The sequence below is a fragment of the Bacteroidota bacterium genome, assembly GCA_025059945.1.
Classification (GTDB): domain Bacteria; phylum Bacteroidota; class Rhodothermia; order JANXDC01; family JANXDC01; genus JANXDC01.
On the sequence record JANXDC010000004.1, the window covers coordinates 371579 to 386236 of the forward strand.

The window sequence follows — 14658 nt, forward strand, 5'->3', positions numbered from 1 at the left end:
CGTCGGCCTAAAGGCAAGCCGCAACCAGAGCCGGATGCGGTCAAAAGAACGTTACAAGTCCGCGTAAGCGCGCAACAGCTCTAGCCACCCATCTCGGATCCGGCCCGGATCGAAGTGGGCTTCAAAGTAAGCGCGCGCCGCGCGGGCCTGGGCCCTCCAGTGCGCTCTATCTTGGTAGGCGAGCAAGGCCTCCGCGAGCGCTTCGGGATCTCCGATCGGCACAAGGGCGCCGTGTTGGCCCGGCAGCACAAGCTCCGGGATCCCGCCTACAGGCGTGCTCACGACCGGACAGCCGGAGGCCAGCGCCTCCAGCACAACCAAGGGCTGGCTCTCCCAAGGGTAGCGCGTCGGAAACAGCAGCACGTGATGTTCCAGGTACAGCCTAAGCAGGCAAGAGCGGTCCCGAACCTCGCCTAACAGCCGAACGCAAGCCGAAAGCCCGTGGCGCTCCAGCCAGCTCCGCCAGCCCTCCGCCTCTTGCGCCGCCGGCCAGGGACCTACGCAGGTGAGCACAGCCTGCAGGCCGCGGGCGCGCAATCGCGCCAGGGCTTCGAGGGCGAGATCAACCCCTTTTTCTTGACCTAAACGGCCGACAAAGAGTAAGCGCAAGAGCCGATCGGGTTCAGCTTGGGCGATCTTCCGGGCTAGCGCCTCTTGATCCGGGATAAGCGCCTCCTCGATGGCGTTTGGGATGATGCGTATGCGACTTGTTGGAACCTCTCCAACGCGTAGATCCTGGAGCATGGCGCGGTTTAAGGCGATCCAATGCGCCGCGCGTCGACCGAGAGCCCGCGCCGAGGGTCCCAGAAGCGGGTTTCGAAAGAGCGCGCCCAGGGCGTTGTGCGGCCAGATGAGCACGATCCGATTCCGGGGGATCGCCCAGCGAAAGGTGAGCACGTCTCGCAGGTGGCCTAGCGGGGTACCGGAGAAGTTGGCGTACAGGATGGGATACGGATGGGCTCGCAGCGCGTCCCGAGCTTGCCGCACGTAGTGCAGCACTTCGCGCAGGCGCCCCAAGCCGAAGCGGTTGGCGGCGCGCACGCCCGGCCCCCGGGGCGAAGAGCTGACCACAAGGAACCGCACCTCCGGATCCAGAAGCTCCAGAAGCCTGCGTGTCGCAAGCGCCTGTCCATCAAACGGCGGGGGTGTTTTGCCCAGCAGCGCCCAGCGCACGCTATAGCTCCCGCATCCCATGAAACGAGTTCGCCCGGAGGGCCACGTGTTGCAGGGCCCACAGAAGCGGGCAGGCTAAGGCCGAAAAGGGCCTATCCCGTCTTTCAAGGGCCGCCTCGATGGCCTCCTGTAGTCCTTGGGCGAAGCGCTCCGGCCCCCATTGGGCGATGATCGCCTCGGAGCACCGGCCCAAAGCCGCTCGATCCGTATCCGGGGCGCTTATCCACTGCAGGCGTCGGGCCAACTCTTCGGGGTCGTGGGCGTCAAAAGTGGCCCCGTTTTCGCCCTCTCGTACCAGATCCTGCGCACAGCCGGACTGGCGCGAAACAAGCACGGGCAGGCCCGAGGCCATGGCTTCGTTCACCACAAGGCCCCATTGCTCCTGTAGGGCTGGATGCACGAAGGCCCCGGCGTAGGCGTAGTAGGCGACCAGTTCGCCTCCGGTGCGCAAGCCGGCTAACACCACATCGGCTCCCATAGGCCGAGCTCGGGCCTCTAGCTCAGCGCGCATCGGTCCGTCTCCCAGGAGCACAAGCCGCCAGGGCTGAAGAGTGCGCTCCCGGTAGCGGGCGTAGGCTTCGAGCAACTCTGGGTAGCCTTTTCGTCGCAGCAGGCGGCCCACAGCCAGAAAAAACGGCCTGCGGTCCTCTAATCCCGGCAGCTTGGGCCTTCGCTCTGGGCTTGAGCGCAGGCTCTGCGCCAGCTGAGCGAAGGCCGCGTTGTCGACCACGTTCAGCCCGAAGCGGATGCGGCTCTCTGGAAAGCCCAGGCTCTTCAGATAGGCCGCATGGGGCGTTCCGGCTACGAGGGCCGCGTCGGCCGACCGGATCAGATGGGCCTTGAGCGCCTCGCGCAGGCGCGATCGGGGTAGATCATCGCGTTTTGAATCGCTCATCAAAACGACCGGGCGGCCGTTTCGGAGGCCCCAGTAGAGCAGCGCCCGCGCATCGGGCAGGCTGTATCCGTTTACGACCACTAGATCCGGGCGCAACCGTTCAAGCAGCCGCTGCAGGCGCCGGTGCACCCTCCAGGGCCGGAGCTCCTCAAAGACCGCCCCCGGGAAGGCCTGTACGTGTTCTACGGCCCGCGGCGGCGGCTCCGCCCCCCACCAACCGTAGCGGGCTTCCCGGCCCGCCGTTTCCAGCACGAGCACCTGAACGCCCTCGTGCTGCAACGCATGGGCCGCAGCCTGCACCCGCACCCAATGATACGGGCCCAGTTTGGGCCACTGCAGAAGCACGCGGCGCGGTTTTACCGAGTTGCGCATCCGGACGATATCGGTTGCGTTAGCCCTCTTAGGCCGACTTGCGCGTATGCGCCGGCGGCTGCGGCGGCCAGCAGGTTACTTAGGGCGGCACCCAGGACGCCGTATTGGGGGATCAGGATCAGGTACAGGGCCATGCTTGCGGCGAGGCGCAGCAGCTGCACACGCCATACCCACTCGGTGCGACCGATCCCCATGAGCACGTTCAATCCCGTAAGGTAGAGCACCTCAGCCCCGAATCCGAGGCCAAGCAGCCGCAAGACGGATGCCGAGGCCGCGTAGGCGCCTCGGTAGAGGGTCTCCACAATAGGCTCGGCCGCAAGCAGGCACAGTAACCCCAAGGGGCCCAGCAGAATAAGCCCATATGCGATCGCGCGCCGCCGCAGCCGGCGCAGCCCCCTCCAATCCCGCTGGGCATGTAGGACGGCCGAGCGGGGCAGCACGACGGTGTTGATGGCGTTAAGCAGCGTCAGGGCCACGGCGTCGGTTAGGCGTTTGACGGCTGCGTAGAGGCCCGCTTGCTCCGGGGAAAGATAAGCCGAAATCAGCAGCACGTCGGCGTACTGGCCCGCCTGCAAGGTGAGCATGTACAAGGCCAGGTGGCGCGAGAAGGCCCAAAAAGAACTAAAGTAGGCCCTGTGCCATCGCAGACGCCGGGGCAACCACGGCCAAGCAAGCGCCCAGGCGGCGACCGCGGAGAGCGTCTCCGCGGCGAAAAAGCTCAACAGAAGCGCCTCCAGCCGCAGAGCCCTTTGAGCCCATAGTCCGATCACCAGCCCTATGAAAAGGCCGTTTAGCGCGGACTCGACCCCCAGCAGGCGTCCGTATCGCTCCTGTCCCTGCAGCGTGTGCAGGGCCAGCCCGCGCAGCCCCTGCAGGAGCACGACAGCGGGGATGAGCCAGGCCCAGCCGAGCAGTTCGGGCAGGCGCAGACGCTCCGAAAGCCACGGGCTCAAGGCCCACGCCAGGCCACCCCCCGCTAGGCCGAGGGCGAGCGTGAGCACAGCCACGAACTCCAGCAGCGCTTGCTGCGCCTGGGGATCGCCCCGATAGTGGGCCACAAAGCGGATTGTGCCCTGCGCGAGCAGGCCCACCGAGAAGGCGGCCGTGAGCGCGATCAGGCCCAAGAGCACATCATAAGAGCCATAGGCCCTCGGGGGCAGGGCGGGGATGACGAGCAGAACCATCACCAGCCCCCGCAAAAGCCGCGTGCCCTGGCTCAATAGCGGCAACAGCTTCGCCCCGTGGCGGCGGATCAGGATCGCCGTCTCCACGTCGCCGCTCCTATGGCGATGCTGGAGACCGTCGCAAAAATCCCATCGTACATCGCCCAGGCGGCCTCGGTGCCCAGCATGAGCAGCATACCGATTAAGATCCCTATAGATGCCGCAAGCACGTAGCGCTCAAAGCGATCCGAGCTCAGGCGCCAAGCCCGCCATGTCGTCCACAGCCCCGAACCGTAGAAAAGAAGCTGCGCCAGCAGGCCCGCAAGCCCCGTGGTCATCCACACGAACAGGAAGTTGTTGTGGATGTAATCCCAGGCGGGCAGATAGCGAAGCGTGATGATGTTTACAAACGGATACGTGGCGCCCAGCCCCCAGCCCGTAATCCAGTTTGGACTCAAAGCCTCCCAGGCGGCCCGCCATTCGGCGAACCGGTTGAGCACGGAAAGGTCTGCCTCTAGGGCCCGGCCGATGGAGAGCAGGCGCCCCGCAAGGCCGGCAGCTAGCAGCGTAAGCTGGGGTCCCGCTAGCGCGAGCACGGCGCCCACGCCGGCGGCGACAAGCCCAAGGACGTACAGCAGAAGCAGCCTTTGGTCGCGGCGCTCCACTAAGGCGGCCATCACCAAAAGCCCCAGAGCCGTGGCTAACCAGGGGCCGCGGCTAAAGGTAAGCAACAGGGCCGCGGTGCAGGCCAGGGCCGAGAGGCCAAAAAACGTCCGCAGAAGCCAATTGCGGTGGTACAGCAGAAAGGCCGTGCAGAGCACAATCGCGGGAAAGAAAACAAGGTAATACTTGGCCTCGCGTGCCTGCACGGCCTGCCAAACCGAGCGAGCGCCCGAGAGGTCACGAAAGAACTCCGTCGCGTTGTACAGGCTAAAGCCGATTGCGATGCCGAGAAAAATCCCGAGATGATATCCCACGAGGGCCGGCCGCCGTTTGAAAAGATCGTATAGGAAAAAGAAGAGCACAAAGACGAGGTAACGCTTCAGATCCCGCAGCACCAGTTCCGGCGCGTTGCCATACAGCAGACCCAGCAGGCCGCTTACGAACACGGCGCCCAGGAAAACGGCCACGGCCCAGGCCATGGGGCTATCCAGAATGGGTTCGCGCAGGCGCAGCGTTTTTTCGTATAGCCAGCGCAGGCCGAAAAGGAGCGTGTAGGCCGACAAAGCCAGCTCCGCAGCCCCGATGCCGGGGGACACGTCCAGAAGCCCGAATACGTTCAGGACAAGCAGGCTGACGAAACCCCACTCCAGGCGCCAAAGGGAAACGGCACACGCGAAGAGGCCTAGCAGCAACAGGGGCCACAGCCAGGCCCGTTCGGGCGTAATCCAGAGGACGCCCGCAAGGGCCCCGGCGCAGCTCGCCACGAAGGTCCCCCACCAGAGGTGGGGAAAGTCCAGCCGAACCGCGAAGCGCATACGCTAGGCGGATTCGCTCCAGGATGCGCGCAGCAGCTCCCAGCGCCGTCTTGCCGGATCGTAGGCGAGCGCAAAAAACACGGCCAGCACAAAGACCGAGACCGTCGCGGCAAGCACGATAATCGTGCGTCGGGGATGGTCTTTGCGCTCCGGTATTTCAGCCCGGTCCAGGACGATCACTGTGGGCGTGGTGCGCTGCTCCTCGACCTTGGCCTGCTCATACAGGGGCACAATAACCTCCTGGATTTTGGCCTGGATCGTGAGCTCACGCATAAGCTCCAGGTAGGCTCGGTTTACCTCGGGAAGCTCCCTCAAGGGGGCCATGAGCCGAATCGGGCCCGTGTCTTGGCGCAGGCTAGAGAGTTTGGCCCGCGTGGCGCGTATCTGTTCCTCTAGTTGCCCTAATAGCGGATTATCCGCCCCGAGGCCGGCTCGCAGCGCATCCCGCTGAACCTCTAGCCGATACAGCTCGGCGCTGATATCGGCGATTGTGCTGAAATATGCCCCCAGCTGGCTGGGTAGATCATAGATCCCGTAGCGGCGTTGAAAGACGCTGAGGCGCCGCTGTAGCGAATCCAGGTCCGCCTGTGCTTTGCGGTAGCGGGTCTCGATAAACTCGCGATAGGCGCGGGCTTCTGTGGTGGCGATCTCCGTGTTGATGCGGTTGAGCAGCTCCACGCAGTAGTTGGCCATCTCGGCCGCCCGTCGGGGGTCTTGATCCCAGATGGAAATCTCAAAGTAGCCCTCTTGATGCATGCCGAAGCGCATATTCCTTTCAAGCTTCTTTAGCGTAGCTGTAACGGGATAGCGCTTATGTCGCGTGCGATAGACGTCCATCAGGTTGAAGCGCCGCACAAGCTCCCATTTGGCGCGCCGGCTGTTCAGGATGGCGTAGTAGCGGTCAAAGTCCGTGTTCAGGCCAAATCCGCCAAGGCTAGAGGCCAAAGCCGCCAGGTCGCGCGGCAGCGCAGCGCTGAGGCTGCGCAGTCCACCGGCCTGGCTGGGCAGCACAGTAGCGGTGGCCTTATAGTAATTGGGCAAAAGCAGGCTGATGAGGGCGCTTAAAGCGGCCGCAGCCAAGGTGGCCCCTATAAGCAACCATCGCCGGCGATAGAGCACCGCCAAGCCGTACAGGATCGGGCTACGGACAAGGGCCGTTTTCATGGCCTAGCGGAGCAGCTGTAAGGCCAGGGAAAGCAAAGTCACGGACAAGCTGACTAAGGAGGCGATCACCTGGGTTCGCTGGGCCATCCCGAGCTGCGCTATGTAGGGATCGGAGAGTTCCTTGCGGTTGACGAAGATCATATCTCCCGGCAGCACGGCAGCCCGCCTTGAGGGCTTCCAGCGGAAGGTGCCCGCCTCGATCACGAAGACCTCCGAACGCCGGGCGGCGTCGGTGAAGCCGCCCGCCGCCTCTACGTAATCCCGGGCCGACCAACCGGGGCGGTACGGCACATGCCCCGGACGGCTCACTTGGCCGAAGACGAAGACCGTCTGCTGGCGCTTGGGAATGTAAATCCGATCCCCGGGTTCCAGGAGGGGACCGGCGTCTCCGTTGCGCAACGCGTTTTCCAGGTCGGCTGAGACCAGATCGCGCCGGATAAACGTTTCGTAGTCCACGTATTGGCGACCGTAAAGGTTGAGCGCGGTGGTGCGCGCGAGCACCAGGCGCGCGTAATCGGGGTTCTCCCAGAGCGGATCGAACGTATCCGGGCGCCGCACGATGTAGGCCGAGCGCAGGTCGGCTTCCTCCGTAAGACCACCGGTCCAGCGCAGCACCTCTTGAAGCCGCGTTCGGCCCGGCTCTATGGGGTAAATCCCCGGAGCCATGACCTCGCCGATCACCTGCACCACGGGGGGTTGCCAGGGGCCGGGGCGGCGCGGGATGACGATCCGATCCCCCGGCTGAAGCGCCCGGTTGGGGGCGCGGCCCTCCAAGACGGCCCGGGCGTCGAAGCGGATTTCCTCGATGCCCCTTTCGGTGGGGCGCAGCAGGAGCGCCTCCTCCGGACGGGCCTCCGCGGTGAAACCTAACCCAAAGGCCAAGATTTGCCGCAAACTGTCGCCGGCCGCGTATTCAAAGGTTCCCGGCAGATGTACGGCACCGGACAGGCTGATCGAACCCCGGGCCAGCTGCTGGGTGCTCAGTTGCACCACGTCGCCATCTCGCAAGTATGGGTTAGCCTCTAGATCCCCCGTGAGGTAGTAGCGCAGCAGGTCCGCCCGGCTTTCCGTGCCATCGGCGTGTCGGATCCGGATGTGCCGAAGCGAAAGCGCGGGGATCTGAGCTGTTTCCTCGGTCGGCGGCCTTGTCTCCGGATCGGATGGCCGTGGTTTTTCGGGTTGCGCAAGCTCCCGCTTATCCCGAGCGGCCTCGGGGCGAGCCATCAGGCTCTGCAAGACCACCTCTTCGAGCCGGCTCAAGGGGGTCGCCAGGTAGCGACCCGGAAGCGGCACGGCCCCCACGACGTGCACCCAAAAGGAGCGCACGCTGGCCAGGTGAACGCGCACAGAAGATCGATAGAGGCGGCGCAGGAGCGAATCCAGGCGTGCCTGGGCCTCCGCAAGGCGCAAACCGGAGACGGATACGGCTCCCACCGTCGGGATGTCGACCAGTCCCTGGGGGCTGACCACGGCGGGAAGCACTAAAGGGGGCTGAAAGGCCTCGATGGTGATCTGCAGGACATCACCCGGACCGATTCGATACTGGTGGGGATCAACGGGCCCTTCCTGCGGCAGGATGGGCAGCTTTTGCAGCTGTTCCTGCAACCGAGCAAGATCTGTCGAGCTAAAGGTGCCGGGTCGTAGCTCTGCGGTGGTTCCGTAGTAGGAGCGCAGCAGCGTTTGACGCGCTTGGCGTACGTTTGGAAGATATGGATTTCGCTGATCGGCCTCTGGCAGCAGATACGGGGACATGGAGGTCTGGGCCCCAAGCCCCGGGGCGAAGAGGCCCCAGAGCAGGCACGTCCAGATCCAACCCCGACTTATGGCCACAAAACTCAAAATCCTTGCCCAGTTGACCAAAGCTACGGCTCTCCTTTCGGGTTTGTCAACGCAGCGGCAACAGCCGTTGCGAGTTTAGCCGAGATGGATTAACTTTAAGGCCTGCGCATGCAGTTTTGTCCCTGTCCATACAACGTCAGAGGTGTTCTTGCCGCTTCGGCACGTGCTATAAAGGGGCACGTGCTTTTTTTATGCCCACGGGGATATGCCCAAATTAGGCGACCTGATCGCGCATCTTGAGGCCTGGGCCCCACCGAATTGGGCCTGGGAGCGGGACAATACAGGGCTACAGCTCGGGGATCCCGAGCAACCGGTTCGGCGGGTGCTTATCGCTCTAGATCTGACGGAGGCCGTGGTCGCGCAGGCCGCATCATGGCCGGCCGAACTGATCCTAACGCATCATCCTCCTTTATATCGCCCCTTACGCCGCTGTACGACCCAAGATGCCCTGGGGCGGATGCTCTTGCATTTGGCTCGCATCGGGTGCGCTGTCTACAGCATCCACACGAATCTGGATGTCGCCCCGGGCGGGGTAAACGACGTGCTAGCCGAGCGGCTCGGGCTGCGGCGGGTACGGGTGCTTGAGCCCATGAGGGGTCAGCTGCGCAAGCTCGTCACCTTTGTGCCGATCACCCACGTGGAATTGGTGCGTCGCGCCCTGGCCGAGGCCGGCGCGGGTCGGATAGGCTCCTATGCGGAGTGCGCTTTTGAGGTGCGGGGTACGGGCTCTTTTCGACCGCTTGCCGGAGCCCGTCCATACCTAGGCGAGGCCGGTCGGCTGGAACGCGTCGAGGAAGTGCGCCTGGAGATGGAGGTTCCATCCTGGCGGCTTGCGGCTGCTCTAGAGGCCCTGCGCGCCGTGCATCCCTACGAAGAACCTGTCTGGGACGTCTACGTTCTGGAACGCGCTACCTCTGGGGTCGGCATGGGGCGTATTGGGGAGCTATCGGCTCCCCTGGCGCCCGGGGATTTTCTGGAGTACGTGGCCGAGCGGCTCGCTGTGCGGGCGTTGCGTTACGCGGCCGGGCCTCAGGAGCGGATTTCTCGGGTGGCCGTCTGCGGTGGCGCCGGCGCGGATCTATGGTGGGTGGCCGCTCAGCAGGGCGCCGACGCGCTGGTCACAGCCGATGTGCGGTATCACGCCTTCCAGGAGGCTTCGGGTGCCCTCTGGTTGCTTGATGCCGGTCACTACGAAACCGAAGCCCCAATACTGCAGGTGCTCGCGGAGCGTCTGCAGAGGGCTTTTCCGGACCTCGAATGCCAAGTAGGGCAATGCACCAGCCCGATAAGCACATATGTAAGCTGAGGAGAAAGTGCGCGGATGCATACTGTACGGGATTCCAGCCTGATCGAGCAGCTCAAGGCCCTCGTGGAGCTGCAAGGTGTCGACGTCCGGCTCAACGAGCTGGATCGCCTCAAGGGTGATCTGCCCGATGAGATCGCCGATCTGGAGGACACGGTCGCACAGCTGGAGACGCGTCTGGAGCGGTGTCGGACCGAAAACGTGCAGGCCGAGGTTGAGCGACGGCAACTGGAGCTGGATATCAAAACGGCTGAGGAGCTTATTCAGCGCTACGAGCAGCAGCAGCTGCACGTGCGCAACAACCGCGAATATGATGCGCTGACCAAAGAGATCGAAGAGCAGAAGCAGCGTATCATCGACGCTCGCACGCGCATCGAAGAGCTCACCAGCCGCACGTTGCGCAACCTAGAGCTTATGGAGGAGGCCGAGCAGCGGCTTGCGGAGCTGCGCGCGCAGCTACAGGCCAAACGCCAGGAATTAGGAGCCGTCTTGGCCGAGACCGAGCAGGAATACGCCTTCCTGCAGGGGCGTCGCGAGCTTGCGCTGAGCCGGGTAGAGGCGCGGCTGCGGCAGGCCTATGAGCGCATCCGCCGCGGAGTGCGCAACGGACGCGCCATCGTGCCGGTTCGCCGCGGGGCCTGCGACGGCTGCTACAACGCCGTGCCCCCTCAGCGGCAGTTGGAGATCCGGCAGCACAACCGGGTGGTGATCTGCGAACACTGCGGCCGCATCCTCATCGACGAGGCCTTCTACGAGGAGCACGCCCGAAACCTAATCCGGACCTAGACGGTAAGAAGAACGCGGATCCGGTCCTGGCCATCGCCTCGGATTACGAATCCGGGGAGGAAAGTCCGAACACCGCAGTGCGCCGTGCTTCCTAACGGGAAGGCGTCGGCTTCGCGAGGGGCTGACGACAGAAAGGGCCACAGAAAACAGACCGCCCCGCTCCCGTGGGCGGGGTAAGGGTGAAAAGGTGGGGTAAGAGCCCACCGCGCCTGCGGCGACGCAGGCGGCATGGCAACCCTCACGGGGTGCAAGACCAAGCAGTCCCGCGTGCTGCGGCCGGAGTGGGGCGGATCAACTCCGACCCCCCAAACTTGAGCGGCAGGAGGGTGGCACGCCCAACCGGCCCCTAGGGGCCCAGCGGGACGGGTAGGTCGCTTGAGGCTTCGGGTGACCGAAGCCCCAGAGAGATGATGGCCTCTTCCGGGTGGGCGCCGGGATAGACAGAATTCGGCTTACCGGGTCGGATCCAAGGGTGGCCCGTCCTAACCGCCCGCTGGTTCTGCAGTGGGCGGTTTTTTTAGGTTTTGTACGAAGCCCCGCGCCTCCGCCAGCAGCCTGTACCCTATGTCCTTGGTGGCGATCGTAGGTCGACCCAACGTAGGCAAGTCCACCCTGTTCAACCGGCTCACCGAGGGCCAAGCGGCCATTGTATACGATGAGCCGGGAGTGACGCGGGACCGGCACTATGGCACAGCTGAGTGGGGGGGCAAGAGCTTCTCCGTGGTCGATACCGGGGGCTTCACCCTCCGCTCCGGGGATCCGATCGCGGCGGCCGTGCGCGAACAAGTGCAATATGCCCTGGAAGAGGCGGATCTGGTGCTGTTGCTTGTGGACGTAACTGCGGGGCTCCTGGAGGAGGATGCGCAGTTGGCCGCGCTTCTGCGCCCGATCGCTGCGCGTAAGCCTGTTTTGGTGGTGGCCAACAAAGCCGACAACCCACAGCGCGCCTTACAGGCCTCTGAGTTCTACGGACTTGGCCTTGGGCCCATATACCCGATCTCGGCCTTATCTGGTTCGGGGACCGGGGAGCTGTTGGATGCCATCACGGCTCGGCTGCCCGCTTCGCCCCCGCCATCGGCAGACGAAAGGCCCAAAATAGCCCTCGTCGGTCGACCCAACGTGGGCAAATCTAGTTTGGTCAACGCCCTGCTGGGCCAAAACCGGATGATTGTTTCCGAGACGCCAGGCACCACGCGGGACGCCGTCGATAGTGTGCTGCGCTACCACGGGCGGGAAATCGTGCTGTTGGATACAGCGGGTCTGCGCAGACGCACCCGGATACGCGAGGCGCTGGAGTTTTATAGCACGCTTCGCACACATCGGGCCATCGAACGCGCCGATGTGGTTGTGCTGCTCCTGGACGCCACAGAGGGCCTGCAGGCCCAGGATATCACGATCCTCCGGGCTGCCGAGGCTAAGCGAAAGGGCCTCCTGATGGCCGTGAACAAATGGGACGCGGTGCCGAAAGATAGCCAAACCGCCCGTGCTTACGAGGAGGCCATCCGAAGCCGGATACCCACGTTCGCGTATGTGCCTCTGGTGTTTATTTCCGCCAAAACCCGACAACGGATTTATAAGGTCATCGAGCTGGCCTGCGCGATCGCAGCGGAGCGGGCCAAACGCATCCCCACCGCTGAGCTCAATGAAAAACTTCTAGCGGATATCGCCCATACCCCTCCTCCTGCTTACCGGGGCCGGCCGATCAAGATCAAACACCTCACGCAGGCGCGTAGCGCTCCGCCCCTGTTCGTGTTCTTCACCAACCTGCCCCATCGGATCCCCGAGTCGTATCGACGCTTTCTGGAGCGCCGTCTGCGGGATCACTTCGGTTTCCTCGGGGTACCGATCACACTCGCTTTCCGTCAGACGTGACACTTTCATCGGCTTGGCTCGTCTAAATGCAGGCGGTAATGTGGAGGACGTGGTGGCGACTGCGCTGGTTTTTCTTGTAGTGGCCGGTACCGTTTGGGGTGGGCTGTTGTACTTTTTGAGCCGACTGTGGCGGGAGCATGACGCAGAGTCGGCTGCGCGTTGAGGACGTTCGAGCCCAGATCCGGCATGGCAACATCCAGCCGGTGTACTTGCTTTACGGGGAGGAGGATTTCCTGCAGGAGCGTTTGGAGCGCGAGCTCATCGAGCGCCTGCTACCCGCAGAGGCGTACGCCTTCGACCTTGACCGGTTCTATGGGCCAGAGGCGGAATGGGAGCGAGTGATCGCCGCCTGCCGTGCCGTGCCCGTTTTGGCCGAACGTCGGGTGGTGGTGCTGCGCCAGATGCAGGCGCTGTCGGGTGTCCAGCGGCTTCGCCCCTACTTGGAACATCCCAACCCCAGGGCGGTGCTCCTGCTGCGCTACGATGGGCAGCCCAACTTTGCGCAAGATCTCTACCGGATCCTGCGGGAAAAGGCCGTAATCTTGGAGTGCCGCCCTCTCCCCGAGCAGCACCTATATGGATGGGTGCGAGAGGAGGCGCGGATCCGAGGGCGGGATATCGAACCGGAGGCGGTGGCGCTGCTTGTGGACTACGTGGGAACGAACCTGCGCGCGTTGGATCAGGAGCTGGAGAAACTGTGCATCTATGTGGACGCTTCGTCCGTGATCACGGCCGAGGATGTGGAAAACGTAGTGGGGCACAGCCGAGAACATACGGTATTTGAGCTCCAAAAAGCGATAGGGCAGGGGAACTTCACGCGGGCCTATGGGATTTTGGAACGCCGCTTGCGACACTCCGGAACGGCCTTAGGTGAGGCTCTCATGATTCTCTCCTGGTTGGGACGCTACTTCCTCAATTTAGGCAAGCTACATGAGCTTGCTCAGATGCAGGCTAGCGAGGAGGAGATGAGCCGTCAGACGGGCATAAACCGTTATTTTCTGAAGGACTATTTGGGGGATCTGCGTCGATATCCCGAAGCAAGGGTTGAACGGGCCCTACTAGCGCTGGAGGAGGCTGATGCGGCTCTTAAGACCGGCCACGTGCTCGGCCCCCTTGGGGTGCTCGAGCGTGCGCTGCGCATCGTTGAGAACTTTTCACTTACCGATAGGCGTTAAGGTTTCGTACCTTTGCACAGCGAGGATTGCAGGAGCGGCGATACATGACGCAGCGACGTAAGAATAAGGCTCTGGAGCACTTGCACCGACTCAGCGACGAAGATCTCATGGCCGCCTTCCAGCAGGGGGTAGAAGAGGCCTTCGACATCCTGGTCAGCCGCTACAAAGACCCCCTGGCCAATTATATCTACCGCTTCTTAGGCGATTGGGAGGAATGCGAAGATCTTCTGCAGGAGACCTTTTTGCGGGTGTACCGAAACCGGCACGCATATCGGCGCATCGCCAAGTTCTCGACTTGGCTATATACGATCGCGGGCAACTTGGCGCGTTCAGAATACCGCAAGCGCCGTCGCCGCAGGGTGCAGTCTCTGGTGGGGTTGAACCGGGAGGAGGAAGAATACGAGATGGAAATCCCGGATGAGACCTATTCGCCGGAGCGGTACACGGAGAGCGTGCTCCAAGATCGCCGCATCCAAGAGGCGTTGCGCCAGATCTCACCGGAATTTCGGGAGGTCGTCATTCTCCGTGACATTCAGCAACTCTCCTACGAAGAAATTGCGGAAATCACCGGCCTGCCCATGGGCACGGTAAAAAGCCGCATCAACCGAGGGCGGGCTCGTCTTCAAGCGCTGCTCAAAGACGTCTATGCGCCCAAATGAGCCTGTGGAGCCGTCTTGCGCGGGAAGGGTCGGCGCGGTCCTTCCCGTTTTTGTTTTAAAGCCCCGCCGCGGAACAAAAGCCCTTCCTGAGGGTTCTGATGCTCGGTGTCCGATCCACAGGCCGGAACGCGGAGCCGATGCCTATGAGACGTCGCTACCAAGCGGATCATAACCCTCTGAAGGTTTCGACACCCTATCTGGCCGATTACTTGGACGGCATGCTCTCCCCCGAGGAAACACGTTGGGTAGAAGCTCAGCTACAAGCCCATCCCGCTTTGCGGCGGCGTCTGGAGGCGTTGCGTCGGATCCGCGATCAGCTCAGGGGATTGCCGCCTGTCAAGGCCCCAGAGGATTTTGAGGTCCGCTTGCGGGCCCGTATCGAAGCCGAGCGGGCCCTCTCCGCGATAACTCCGATGCCCGGCGTCGATCGTCGGGCCTGGGTGGTGGGATTAGCCTTTGTCGCCGGGCTGCTGCTCAGCGCAATGGCCCTGTGGGCATGGGAGGAAACGCGCCGTCAGACGCCCGTCGCATGGCGCTTTACCTACACCGCTCCGACGGAGGTGCGCCCTGTCTTGGGGGGGTTTGAGGGACGGCCCATGGGGAGCCATCCAGGCGCTTTAAGTCGGGACTGGAGCTGGGAATGGGCTTTGCAGCCCTGGCTTGGATGGCGCACCCTGCGTATGGCCCGATTTCGGACCGACTCCGCCTCGCGCTCCACCCCCTGAGCTGGTTAGGAAGGAACTTCCCCTTAAGGCCGTGGTGTTGTCTGAGCGTCCTGC

Annotated in this window: 12 protein-coding genes and 1 other RNA gene; 7 read left to right on the forward strand and 6 right to left on the reverse strand. The window is 63.4% G+C overall.

Annotated elements, in window-relative coordinates; translation table 11 throughout:
* Positions 1–51: 51 nt before the first annotated feature.
* Genes NZ993_03615 through NZ993_03640 form a run of 6 tightly spaced genes read right to left on the reverse strand, consistent with a single transcriptional unit; the run spans position 52 to position 8105 of the window.
* A complete protein-coding gene (locus tag NZ993_03615) occupies positions 52–1173 on the reverse strand; it encodes a glycosyltransferase family 4 protein (protein ID MCS7154880.1) in 1122 nt (373 codons plus the stop codon).
* Position 1174: 1 nt separating this feature from the next.
* Complete coding sequence (locus NZ993_03620; GenBank protein ID MCS7154881.1) at positions 1175–2440, reverse strand: glycosyltransferase family 4 protein; 1266 nt, start codon at positions 2438–2440, stop codon at positions 1175–1177.
* Positions 2425–3711 carry a lipopolysaccharide biosynthesis protein gene (locus NZ993_03625; protein ID MCS7154882.1) on the reverse strand — a complete coding sequence of 429 codons (1287 nt, stop codon included), beginning with the start codon at positions 3709–3711 and terminating at the stop codon, positions 2425–2427. Before NZ993_03625 ends, NZ993_03620 begins: the two co-directional genes overlap by 16 nt.
* Positions 3693–5081 carry an O-antigen ligase family protein gene (locus NZ993_03630; GenBank protein ID MCS7154883.1) on the reverse strand — a complete coding sequence of 463 codons (1389 nt, stop codon included), beginning with the start codon at positions 5079–5081 and terminating at the stop codon, positions 3693–3695. The genes NZ993_03625 and NZ993_03630 overlap by 19 nt, the downstream gene beginning before the upstream one ends.
* 3 nt (positions 5082–5084) lie before the next feature.
* Entirely contained in the window at positions 5085–6245 is a 1161-nt protein-coding gene (locus NZ993_03635; GenBank protein ID MCS7154884.1) for a Wzz/FepE/Etk N-terminal domain-containing protein, read from the reverse strand.
* Between the two features lie 3 nt (positions 6246–6248).
* Positions 6249–8105 (reverse strand): SLBB domain-containing protein, encoded by a 1857-nt coding sequence (locus NZ993_03640; protein MCS7154885.1) that lies wholly within the window; start codon positions 8103–8105, stop codon positions 6249–6251.
* Between the two features lie 184 nt (positions 8106–8289).
* Between NZ993_03640 and NZ993_03645 the strand changes: the two genes are divergently transcribed.
* The 7 genes from NZ993_03645 to NZ993_03675 all read left to right on the forward strand — a co-directional run bounded on the left by NZ993_03645 (position 8290) and on the right by NZ993_03675 (position 14604).
* The gene (locus NZ993_03645; GenBank protein MCS7154886.1) at positions 8290–9390 is read left to right on the forward strand and encodes a Nif3-like dinuclear metal center hexameric protein; all 1101 of its coding nucleotides are present in this window, start codon (positions 8290–8292) and stop codon (positions 9388–9390) included.
* A 15-nt stretch (positions 9391–9405) separates the two neighbouring features.
* The gene (locus tag NZ993_03650; GenBank protein ID MCS7154887.1) at positions 9406–10173 is read left to right on the forward strand and encodes a C4-type zinc ribbon domain-containing protein; all 768 of its coding nucleotides are present in this window, start codon (positions 9406–9408) and stop codon (positions 10171–10173) included.
* Between the two features lie 17 nt (positions 10174–10190).
* Positions 10191–10644, forward strand: an RNA gene (rnpB, locus tag NZ993_03655) — RNase P RNA component class A.
* Between the two features lie 93 nt (positions 10645–10737).
* Complete coding sequence (gene der / locus NZ993_03660; GenBank protein MCS7154888.1) at positions 10738–12045, forward strand: ribosome biogenesis GTPase Der; 1308 nt, start codon at positions 10738–10740, stop codon at positions 12043–12045.
* A 137-nt stretch (positions 12046–12182) separates the two neighbouring features.
* Positions 12183–13220: a DNA polymerase III subunit delta gene (gene holA, locus NZ993_03665; protein MCS7154889.1), complete on the forward strand. Its 1038-nt coding sequence runs from the start codon at positions 12183–12185 to the stop codon at positions 13218–13220.
* Positions 13221–13264: 44 nt separating this feature from the next.
* The gene (locus NZ993_03670) at positions 13265–13879 is read left to right on the forward strand and encodes a sigma-70 family RNA polymerase sigma factor (protein ID MCS7154890.1); all 615 of its coding nucleotides are present in this window, start codon (positions 13265–13267) and stop codon (positions 13877–13879) included.
* Between the two features lie 143 nt (positions 13880–14022).
* On the forward strand, positions 14023–14604 hold the full coding sequence (locus NZ993_03675) for a hypothetical protein (GenBank protein ID MCS7154891.1): 582 nt from the start codon (positions 14023–14025) through the stop codon (positions 14602–14604).
* Positions 14605–14658 lie beyond the last annotated feature (54 nt).

Coding starts and splice junctions, on each gene's coding strand:
- NZ993_03620 (MCS7154881.1), bottom strand. CDS start 2,440: ATGCGCAACTCGGTAAAACCGCGCCGCGTGCTTCTGCAGTGGCCCAAA.
- NZ993_03630 (MCS7154883.1), bottom strand. CDS start 5,081: ATGCGCTTCGCGGTTCGGCTGGACTTTCCCCACCTCTGGTGGGGGACC.
- NZ993_03635 (MCS7154884.1), bottom strand. CDS start 6,245: ATGAAAACGGCCCTTGTCCGTAGCCCGATCCTGTACGGCTTGGCGGTG.
- NZ993_03645 (MCS7154886.1), top strand. CDS start 8,290: ATGCCCAAATTAGGCGACCTGATCGCGCATCTTGAGGCCTGGGCCCCA.
- NZ993_03650 (MCS7154887.1), top strand. CDS start 9,406: ATGCATACTGTACGGGATTCCAGCCTGATCGAGCAGCTCAAGGCCCTC.
- der (MCS7154888.1), top strand. CDS start 10,738: ATGTCCTTGGTGGCGATCGTAGGTCGACCCAACGTAGGCAAGTCCACC.
- holA (MCS7154889.1), top strand. CDS start 12,183: ATGACGCAGAGTCGGCTGCGCGTTGAGGACGTTCGAGCCCAGATCCGG.
- NZ993_03670 (MCS7154890.1), top strand. CDS start 13,265: ATGACGCAGCGACGTAAGAATAAGGCTCTGGAGCACTTGCACCGACTC.
- NZ993_03675 (MCS7154891.1), top strand. CDS start 14,023: ATGAGACGTCGCTACCAAGCGGATCATAACCCTCTGAAGGTTTCGACA.